Source organism: Mycolicibacterium houstonense (assembly GCF_900078665.2).
GTDB lineage: Bacteria > Actinomycetota > Actinomycetes > Mycobacteriales > Mycobacteriaceae > Mycobacterium > Mycobacterium houstonense.
The window spans coordinates 4,476,607-4,485,539 of the sequence record NZ_LT546207.1; the positions used below are offsets into that span (position 1 = coordinate 4,476,607).

Genomic DNA, 8,933 nt, shown 5'->3' on the forward strand with positions numbered 1-8,933 from the left:
GGGTTGCGCCGCGGCGCGATGGGCGGCGGCGAACTCGCCGCCCAGGCGATCGCCAACATCGCGCCGAGCGCGGTCATCGCGTTCACCGCCGCGGCCATCTACACCACGGCGGCCAACGGCACCTGGATCTCGTTCGCACTGGCGACGGTGGTGATCCTGTCGGTGGGCTACTGCATCTCGCAGTTCGCCAAACGGCGGTCGTCGGCCGGGTCGCTGTACAGCTATGCCGCAACCGCGCTCGGCCCGTTCGGCGCCTACGTCACCGGCATCAGCCTGCTGATCGGCTGCTTCGGCATCGCGGCGGGATCGCTGAGCGGGTCGGTGGCCTACAGCGCCACCCTGCTCAACCAGCTCGGCGTGCCGGTGCACGGGGTGGGAGCCCAGATCGTGCTGGCCATTGTGCTCGGCGCGCTGGCCACCCTGTTCACCATTCGCGGCATCCGGCTTTCGGCCCGGGTTTCTCTTGTGCTGGAACTGATCTCGGTGTCCATCATCATCCTGCTGCTGGTGGTCACGCTCGTGCATCTGGGGTCGGATGCTCTCGATGCCGCCCAGTTCGAGCTGAGCGCGGCCGCCCCGTCGGGAATCGTGGTCGGCATGGTGCTGGCCATCCTGGGATTCGTCGGGTTCTCCAGCGCGGACGCGCTGGCCCGCGAGGCGAAAAATCCCTACCGGGCGGTGCCGCGCGCCATCATGTGGAGCGCGGCCGGCGTCGGCGTGCTCTACATCTTCGCCGCCTACACCCAGGTGGCGGCGCTGGGGCCGGCACTCGGCGAGTCTGCGCAGCCGCTCGACGACATCGCCACCATGGTCGGCATGCCGACCTGGTTCAACCCGATCCTGAACTTCGGTATCGCGGCGTCGTTCTTCGCCGTGGTCGTCGCCCCGATGAACGTCATCGGACGCATCCTCTACGTCATGGGCAAGGAAGGTGTGGTTCCGTCCGCGATCGGCCGGACCCACCCGACGCACCTGACCCCGCACCGCGCACTGATCTCGGTCGCTCCGTTGGTGGTTGCGGTTCCGGTGGTGATGTACCTGCGGGGCGTGGACGCCATGGATGTGGTGACGTGGGTGGACACCTACGGCACATACGGCTACATGGTCGCCTACGCGGCGGCCGCCATCGCCTCGGTGGTGTTCCTGCGCGGCATCAACGCCCGAGTCCCGCTGGTCTGGCCGGCCGCCGTGGTGGCCGTGGTCTCCATGGCATATGTCTTCTATGCCAACGTGTATCCGGTGCCGGCCTATCCGCTGAACGTGATCCCGTGGCTGTTCCTCGCCACCGTCGCGGCCGCGCTGGTCTGGTACTGGATCCTGAGCCGTCGATCACCGCACGTGATCTCGGGCATCGGCACCAGCGAGGTGGAGACGCTCGAAGGGATCGGCTGACCTCAGCCGATCTGGAAGGTGGGCTTGAAGTCCGACTCCTGCTCACCGATGACGAAGCTGCCCGCCGGGCTGAGCACGAAGCCGGCCTGGTTGCGGCCGTCGACACACGATGTCGTGACGCCGTCGGTTCCACAGCTCACCGTCTGATAGCTGAGTCGCGAGTTCGGCGGCAGCGGCTTGGCGTCGCCGACGACGGCGAACACCGGGGCGGGGGAACTGGCGAACCCGGGCACCCCGGGCCCGCCGCTGACCAGATTGGCGCCGTTGGGCGCCGCCGGGATCGGGCCGCTGCAGCCGTAGCTGCCGTTGCGCTGGATCACGCAGGTGATGCCGTCGGGGACGCTGAACGCGTACCAGGTCTTGTCCATCACCGCGTATTCAGAGGTCTTGACCGGTGCGTACGCGTTGACGTTCGGCACGCTCGGTGGTGGCGGCGGATCGGCGACTGCCGTTCCGGGCACGCTCATCACTGCCGCCCCTGCGGCGCTCACCAGGCCAATCAGCACTCTGCTCAGCACGCCGACACCCTAACCCGGGGCGGTGGAGTGGTCCACCGCTCACGGATCTCGTCAGCCGCAGTGGAGGTCGACGTAGACCGTGGTGTAGCGGACGCGCTCCTCGGTGTTGCCCCGCGGTGCGGCCTTGAGTTCGGTGATGTCGCGGCCCGGGCGCACGGCACTGACCTGACAGCGGTCGATCGAGCCGCTGCCAACTCGGGTCTGGATGACGCGGTAACCCTCGTCCTGCAGTTTCTTGATCGTCTGCTGCGCCGTCTCCGCACCGGTCGGCGCCGCCGCGGCGGGGCCGGCCAGCGCCAGCCCACCGAGGGCCAGAGCGGTTCCGACGGTGGCGACAATGGTATTTCTGGAAATGTTCCTCATGATGCGAATTACCTCGCCTTTCTATTGCTAACTTACTTTCAGCCTAGGCAGGCAATTCGCTGCGGTCCATCAACTCATATTGAACGCACACGAATATGTGAGGACACCGAAATTCAGGCCGAATTCATATTATTCGCGCGCCCGGTCACACCCGGCCGGCAGCGGCCGGAGCCGAGTCGCCGACCAACGGGATACGCACGGTAAACACCGTCCGACCAGGCTTGGAGGTCACCGCGACGGTGCCGTCGTGAGCCTGCACGATCGAGGCCACGATGGCCAGCCCCAAACCGGTGCTGCCCAATTCACGCGAACGCGATTTATCGGCCCGGACAAACCTGCCGAAGAGGTTAGGCAACAATTCGGCATCAATTCCGGGGCCGTCGTCAGCCACCGTCAATTCCGCGAATTCACCGGCCGTGGACAACGCGATGGTGACGGTCACACCCGGCGGCGTGTGCATCCGGGCGTTGGTCAGCAGATTGCTGACCACCTGATGCAACCGGGCCAGGTCCCCGCGCACCCACAGCGGTTCGTCGGGCAGCTCGGCCACCCATTGGTGCTCAGGTGCGCCCACCGCCACATCGTTGACCGCGTCGACCACCAGATCGCTCAGGTCGACGTCGTCGGTCTCCAGGTCCTGCCCCTCGCCCAGCCGGGACAGCAGGAGCAAGTCGCTGACCAGACCCGTCATCCGCCGCGCCTCGGCCTCGATGCGGGCCAGCGCGTATTCGGTGGTGGGCGGAAGGTTCGCGCTGTCCTGCCGGGTGAGCTCGGCGTAGCCCTGAATCGCGGCCAGTGGGGTGCGCAGCTCATGACTGGCGTCGGTGAGGAACTGCCGGGTGCGCCGATCGGAGGCGGCCAGCGCGGCCAGCGCGCTGTCGACGTTGGCCAGCAGCTGGTTGAGCGTCTCCCCCACCACGCCGACCTCGTTGTCGGGGTCGGTGTCCTTGTCGCGCACCCGCGCGGTGATGCGGTGATCGTCGCCGTCCAGGGGCAGCGTCGCGACCTTGGCGGCCGTCGCGGCCACCCGGCGTAGCGGCCGCAGCGCCATGCGCACCACCCCGACGGTGCCCAGCGCGGTGACGATCAGCGCGAGCACGATGATCACCGCGAGAGTCGCGGTCTTGCGGGCGATCAGCAGGTTGGCGCTGTCCATCGAGACCCCGGACACCAACACATGGCCGCCGGCGGCCGGCTGACTGGCCATCCGATAGGTGCCCAGGACCGGCAGCTTGACGGCGGTGGGTTCGGCGTGGTCCCAATCGCGCCCGTCGAGTGCCCTGACCACTTCGATCGGAGCCGGGTGCGGTTCTCCGTCGGAGAACACCGCCGACTGCACGACCTCTCCGTCGTGCAGCACCGCGATCAGGTTGCCGGGCGCCTGCCCGATGAATGCGGTCAGCGCCTCACTGTCGCCGGACAGGTCGTGGTCGGGATCGTCCTGCAGCTTCTCGAACGAATGGCTGAAGGCGGCCATCGACCGAGACACCTCGAGTTCCTCCATCGCGGACACGTAGGTGTGCAGGCTGTACACCGAGACCCAGCCGACCGCCACCAGCACCACGGTGACCACGGCTGTCACGCCCAGCACCAGTTGCCTGCGCAGCGAGCGCGGCCACCACCAACGCGGCGGCATCACCGGCTCACGAGGTGGGCCGCAGCATGTATCCGACACCGCGGACGGTGTGGATCATCGGCTCCCGGTCGGCGTCGATCTTCTTGCGCAGGTAGGAGATGTAGAGGTCGACGATGCTGGACTTCCCGCCGAACCCGTAGTTCCAGACGCGGTCGAGGATCTCGGCCCGGCTCAGCGCCCGACGCGGATTGCGCATCAGGTACCGCAACAACTCGAACTCGGTCACGGTGAGGTTGATCCGCTCGCCACCACGGGTGACCTCACGGCTGGCGCCGTCGAGCACCATGTCGCCGACCCGGAGCGTCTCGTCGGACGGCGGCGTGGTGTGGCTGGACCGGCGCAGCAACCCGCGCAACCGCGCCACCAGTTCCTCCAGGCTGAACGGTTTGGTCATGTAGTCATCGGCACCGGCCGTGAGCCCCGAGACGCGGTCGAGCACCGAATCCCTGGCGGTCAGGAACAGGGTGGGCGTGTAGCCGTCCGCCTCGCGGACCCGCTGCAGGATCTGCAGCCCGTCGATGTCGGGCAACATGATGTCGAGCACCACGACGTCGGGTTCGAGCTCGTCGAACTTGGCTACGGCGTCATGACCGTTGTGCGCCACGTCGACTTCCCAGCCCTCGTAGTGCAGGGCCATCTTGACCAAGTTGGTCAGAGCCGGCTCGTCGTCGACCAGCAACACGCGAATCGGCGATCCATCGGCGCGCTGGATCTTCGGCAACTGTCCGAGGATGGCCTGTCGGGGCTGCTGGGCACGGGGAGAAACCGACATGGTCGTCATATTTCCATTGTGGGCAGTACATACAGGGTTGTCACGGAGTTCATATGGAGTTCTAAGGGAATGCCAGCCTTGCCTGCGTTTCTATGACCCACGTCACCATCTCCCCACGGCGTGATCCAGCCGAAACGGCTGCAATACATACTCTTTCGAAACAAGTAGGTGAACACTTGGTGCCGCCGGTTTTCCAAAATGACTGTTTTGCCCTGCGCACCAGCCACATTCGCCTCGGGATACCTCACCGAAACATTTGGGTTCTCTATGCATGGCACAAACTTCCTTGCACGGCCCGACAGCGATAAATACTCTCGCCCACAGTAATTGGGTGTTGCCGAGCTACAACTGAGCCATAAGTCGACTTGTGTCGCACTGTGCTCCAACACCTTTCGAAGTTGTTTACCGACAACGGCGTCAATAACTTTGCGCGGAGCCGCGACGAGGCGGACCCGCGCATCACCGATTTCATACGGAGGCGAGCCATGCAGCAAACCACTGATTTCGTAGGACGGGCCAGATCCGTCCTGCGTTACGACCTACCCGCCTCATTGGTCGTGTTCCTGGTCGCCCTGCCGTTGTCGCTGGGCATCGCCGTCGCCTCCGGGGCCCCGGTGCTGGCCGGCATCATCGCCGCCATCGTCGGCGGCATCGTCGCCGGCGCCATGGGCGGCTCTCCCCTTCAGGTGAGCGGCCCGGCCGCCGGTCTGACCGTCATCGTCGCGGGCCTGGTGGCCGAGTTCGGCTGGGCCGTCACCTGCGCCATCACCGTCTCCGCGGGCGTGCTGCAGGTGCTGTTCGGGTTGAGCCGCGTGGCCCGCGCCGCGCTGGCCATCTCCCCGGTGGTGGTGCACGCCATGCTGGCCGGTATCGGCATCACGATCGCCCTGCAGCAGATCCACGTGCTGCTCGGCGGCAGCTCCAACAGCTCGGCCTGGGCCAACGTCACCGAACTGCCCGGTCAGCTGATCAACGCGCACGGGCACGGCGTCATCCTGGGCGGGCTCGTGATCGCGATCCTGGTGGGCTGGCGCTGGATGCCCGCCGCGGCCCGCAAGGTGCCCGGCCCGCTGGTGGCCATCGTCGGCGTCACCGCGCTGTCGATGCTGGCGCCGTTCGGCGACGTCACCCGTATCAAGCTCGACGGATCGCTGCTCGACGCGCTGGCCCTGCCCAGCCTGCCCGACGGCAACTGGGGCGCGTTTGCGACGGGCGTGCTGACCGTGGCGCTGATCGCCAGCGTCGAGAGCTTGCTGTCGGCGGTCTCGGTCGACCGCATGCACACCGGCCCGCGCACCAACTTCGACCGCGAGATGATCGGTCAGGGCACGGCCAACATGGTCTCCGGCGCGATCGGCGGCCTTCCGGTGACCGGTGTCATCGTTCGCAGCTCCACCAACGTGGCGGCCGGCGCCCGCACCCGGGCCTCGGCGATCCTGCACGGCGTGTGGATCCTGGTGTTCGCCGTGCCGTTCGCCGGGCTGGCCCAGCTGATCCCGACCGCGGCCCTGGCCGGTCTGCTGATCGTCATCGGCTGCCAGCTGGTCAAGCGGGCCCACATCGAAACCGCCAAGCGCACAGGCGATCTCGCGGTCTATGCGGTGACCGTGGCCGGCGTGGTGTTCCTCAACCTGCTCGAAGGCGTGCTGATCGGCCTGGCCCTGGCGGTCGCGCTGACCGTGTGGCGGGTGGTGCGGGCGAACATCGCCGCCGAGCCGACGGGCGAGAACACCTGGCGCGTCGTCATCGAGGGCTCCTGCACCTTCCTGTCGCTGCCGGTCCTCAGCCGCGCCCTGGCCAGCGTCCCGGCCGGCACCGACGTCACCATCGAACTGTCCGTCGACTTCCTCGACCACGCCGCCCACGAGACGATCGAGGAGTGGCAGCGCCAGCACGAGGCAAGTGGTGGCACCGTCGACATCCACGACGTGGGCGCGGTCGAAATGGCCAGTGCGGTGGCCGGACCGCCGATCCGCGGCTTCACGCCGTTCGACAAGCGCTCCGGCGTGGTGCCGTGGAGCTCGTGGCAGCGGGAGGAGTCGGCGTCCGTGCTGCACGGCCTGGCCGCCTACCACCGTCGTACCGCCCCCGTGCTGCGTCCGCACCTGCAGGATCTCGTGCACGCCCAGCGGCCCGAGACGCTGTTCCTCACCTGCGCCGATTCGCGGGTGGTGCCCAACGTCATCACCAGCAGCGGCCCCGGCGATCTGTTCACCGTCCGCAACGTCGGCAACATGATCCCGGCCGGCCAGAAGGACGCCTCGATCGAAGCGGCCATCGCGTTCGCGGTGGACAAGCTCAACGTCAGCTCCATCGTGGTGTGCGGCCACTCCAGCTGCGGGGCGATGACCGCGCTGCTGGGTAAGACCGACCCGGGTGACCGGCACCTGGAATCGTGGCTGGCCCATGGCAATCCCTCTCTGAAGGCATTCGACAACGGCAACCACCCGGTGGCGCGGTCGGCTGCCGAGGCGGGCTTCGGCACCGTCGATCAGCTGTCCATGGTCAACATCGCGGTCCAGGTGCAGACCCTGCAGGCGCACCCGCTGGCGCGCCGGGTCAACGTGATCGGGCTGTTCTACGACATCGCCAGCGCCGGGGTGTTGCGGGTGACGCCCACTCACGTGGAGACCCTGGCCGACGCCGCCTGACGGCCCTCTCCACCCCCGCGAGCGACCGTGCTCGTGCGCCGGAAATGCGTACGAGCACGGTCGCTCGTTCATGTGGTCAGCCCTACGGCCGCCAGTCGAACGGGAAGGGCTTGCTCGGCTGATCCCTTGTACTCGTGGGTGAAGCCGAAATCCGTTTCGCGGTAATGCCCTTCACCGATCTTCCAGGCCACGCTGGACAGGCAGTCGCGAGGGGCCGGCTTCCGCGCGAGGCCGCACGGGCGGGGCGGCTCGCAGCCGCACACATCGAACCAATGGCCCCGATGCCAATCCCTGGTCGCCATCGTTCACCTTCCCCAGAAATACCCCTAAGGGGTATGTGACGGGGTGACGTTACAGCGGCGGTTCAGCGCACGCAAGTACCCTGCCGGGGGATCTACTCAGGCGGCACCGCCGCGCGAGGGGGCGCAGAATGCGGACCGCGAGCGGCATGTCCGGCAGCAGACACGCACTCAGTGTCAATGTGGTGATTGCCGCTGTTGCGGTGGTTGGGTTCTTTCCACCTGGTGTCTGGCTCAGACACGCACTGCCACCCGTCTGGGTTGGCGTTCGAGCATTCTGCCGACATCAGGTGGGAAGGACCGACCGGCGTGACTTGATAGGAGCGTGGCACCGCCCCCACTGAGATGTGTCCGCCGGCCGGCCCAACCTTCACTCATCCACCTCTTGATGAAAGAAGGCACTGTCCATGGTGATTGTTGGCACCGATGTACACAAGCGCACCCACACCTTCGTCGCGGTCAACGAGGCCGGCGCCAAGCTGGGTGAAAAAGTCGTCCCCGCGACCACCGCCGGACATCACACGGCGTTGCAGTGGGCACGCAGTCAGTTCGGCGCAGACCTGCTCTGGGGCGTCGAAGATTGCCGCAATCTCTCGGCCCGCCTTGAGCGGGACTTACTCTCGGCGGGCCAGCGTGTGGTGCGGGTGGCGCCCAAGCTGATGGCCCAGACCCGAGCCCGCACCCGCACCCGCGGCAAGTCCGATCCGATCGACGCACTGGCCGTCGCGCATGCGGTGCTGCGGTATCCCGATCTGCCCGTCGCTGCCCACGACGAGGTGTCACGGGAGTTGAAGTTGTTAGTGGATCGCCGTGAAGACCTTGTGGCTCANCAGGTCTTGTCCATCACCGCGTATTCAGAGGTCTTGACCGGTGCGTACGCGTTGACGTTCGGCACGCTCGGTGGTGGCGGCGGATCGGCGACTGCCGTTCCGGGCACGCTCATCACTGCCGCCCCTGCGGCGCTCACCAGGCCAATCAGCACTCTGCTCAGCACGCCGACACCCTAACCCGGGGCGGTGGAGTGGTCCACCGCTCACGGATCTCGTCAGCCGCAGTGGAGGTCGACGTAGACCGTGGTGTAGCGGACGCGCTCCTCGGTGTTGCCCCGCGGTGCGGCCTTGAGTTCGGTGATGTCGCGGCCCGGGCGCACGGCACTGACCTGACAGCGGTCGATCGAGCCGCTGCCAACTCGGGTCTGGATGACGCGGTAACCCTCGTCCTGCAGTTTCTTGATCGTCTGCTGCGCCGTCTCCGCACCGGTCGGCGCCGCCGCGGCGGGGCCGGCCAGCGCCCGCCCACCGA

At 67.2% G+C, this 8,933-nt stretch carries 7 protein-coding genes and 1 pseudogene; 3 read left to right on the forward strand and 5 right to left on the reverse strand.

Annotated features, from left to right (window positions below; all coding sequences use genetic code 11):
• On the forward strand, positions 1–1,392 hold a 1,392-nt coding region (locus BN4332_RS22440), incomplete at its 5' end, for an APC family permease (RefSeq protein WP_200820333.1).
• A gap of 2 nt (positions 1,393–1,394) precedes the next feature.
• Here the strand turns inward: BN4332_RS22440 and BN4332_RS22445 are convergent.
• The 4 genes from BN4332_RS22445 to BN4332_RS22460 all read right to left on the reverse strand — a co-directional run bounded on the left by BN4332_RS22445 (position 1,395) and on the right by BN4332_RS22460 (position 4,690).
• Entirely contained in the window at positions 1,395–1,910 is a 516-nt protein-coding gene (locus BN4332_RS22445; protein WP_066901729.1) for a hypothetical protein, read from the reverse strand.
• 51 nt (positions 1,911–1,961) lie between these two features.
• Positions 1,962–2,273, reverse strand: coding sequence for a hypothetical protein (locus tag BN4332_RS22450; RefSeq protein ID WP_066901730.1), 312 nt, complete (start codon positions 2,271–2,273; stop codon positions 1,962–1,964).
• 145 nt (positions 2,274–2,418) lie between these two features.
• Positions 2,419–3,909 carry a sensor histidine kinase gene (locus BN4332_RS22455; RefSeq protein WP_066901731.1) on the reverse strand — a complete coding sequence of 497 codons (1,491 nt, stop codon included), beginning with the start codon at positions 3,907–3,909 and terminating at the stop codon, positions 2,419–2,421.
• Between the two features lie 7 nt (positions 3,910–3,916).
• Positions 3,917–4,690 (reverse strand): response regulator transcription factor, encoded by a 774-nt coding sequence (locus tag BN4332_RS22460; protein WP_066901732.1) that lies wholly within the window; start codon positions 4,688–4,690, stop codon positions 3,917–3,919.
• 476 nt (positions 4,691–5,166) lie between these two features.
• Here BN4332_RS22460 and BN4332_RS22465 point away from each other — a divergent pair, with 476 nt between their 5' ends.
• Entirely contained in the window at positions 5,167–7,332 is a 2,166-nt protein-coding gene (locus BN4332_RS22465; RefSeq protein ID WP_066901733.1) for a SulP family inorganic anion transporter, read from the forward strand.
• A gap of 706 nt (positions 7,333–8,038) precedes the next feature.
• Positions 8,039–8,476: pseudogene (locus tag BN4332_RS22470) on the forward strand (IS110 family transposase); the annotation flags it as partial.
• Between the two features lie 200 nt (positions 8,477–8,676).
• On the opposite strand, the gene BN4332_RS22480 reads toward BN4332_RS22470, so the two are convergent.
• The coding region (locus BN4332_RS22480; RefSeq protein WP_066901734.1) for a hypothetical protein at positions 8,677–8,933 on the reverse strand (257 nt) is incomplete at its 5' end.

Excerpts from the sequence above, each read along its gene's own strand:
- BN4332_RS22450 (WP_066901730.1), bottom strand. The coding sequence starts at position 2,273 with ATGAGGAACATTTCCAGAAATACCATTGTCGCCACCGTCGGAACCGCT.
- BN4332_RS22455 (WP_066901731.1), bottom strand. The coding sequence starts at position 3,909 with ATGCCGCCGCGTTGGTGGTGGCCGCGCTCGCTGCGCAGGCAACTGGTG.
- BN4332_RS22460 (WP_066901732.1), bottom strand. The coding sequence starts at position 4,690 with ATGACGACCATGTCGGTTTCTCCCCGTGCCCAGCAGCCCCGACAGGCC.
- BN4332_RS22465 (WP_066901733.1), top strand. The coding sequence starts at position 5,167 with ATGCAGCAAACCACTGATTTCGTAGGACGGGCCAGATCCGTCCTGCGT.